Below are 547 nucleotides of genomic sequence, written 5' to 3'. Positions count from 1 at the left end.
CGGCCCGTCGTGGTCGGCCCCTGCGGCCCGGCGGGTCAGCCGCGGGTGCAGTCGGTCCCACGCCTGCGCGGTCGCCTTCCCATAGAGCCGGGTGTCCGTAGCCGTCGTGAACCGCGGGGCACCGAACCAGCCGGGCTGTGAGGCGTACTGCGCGGTACGAGGAGGGTGGCCCTGCGGTCCGCGTTCCCGCCCGGTCCTGCGGCTCTCCGGGGGATGCTGCCGCAGCAAGAAGAAGCACCCCCGGCGCCAGTGCCGACGGTGCTTCTCTTGCTGCGGGCTGTGCTCTTGGGCCGGGTCCTGCGTGGGGCGTCGGGTCCAGGCATTCTGCAGGGCTGCATGTGCTCGGAGTCATTTCGGAGCCCGGCCCGGGCAGGGGCTCGATCCTGTCCTGGACCGGTCCCCGGGCAGGGGATGCCAGCACGGCCTCTGCGCCTACTGGCGGGTGAAGGCTGTCGTTGCTCCCGTAAGAATGACCCCCAGGTGCTCCTTGGGTTCTAAGGTGGATTCGCATGATCGTCGCAACGTTGCAGGTCTCATGCTGTCAGAG

Annotated in this window: 1 pseudogene; it reads right to left on the bottom strand. The window is 69.8% G+C overall.

Going from position 1 to position 547, the window contains the following annotated elements:
- Positions 1-228, bottom strand: a pseudogene (locus tag IF89_RS48905) (transposase); the annotation flags it as partial.
- Positions 229-547 lie beyond the last annotated feature (319 nt).

The organism is Streptomyces sp. NRRL F-2664 (genome assembly GCF_000719345.1).
In the GTDB taxonomy this organism is placed as follows: Bacteria; Actinomycetota; Actinomycetes; order Streptomycetales; family Streptomycetaceae; genus Streptomyces.
Note: the sequence above shows the minus strand (reverse complement) of the source record. Positions and strands in the feature narration are given on the sequence as shown.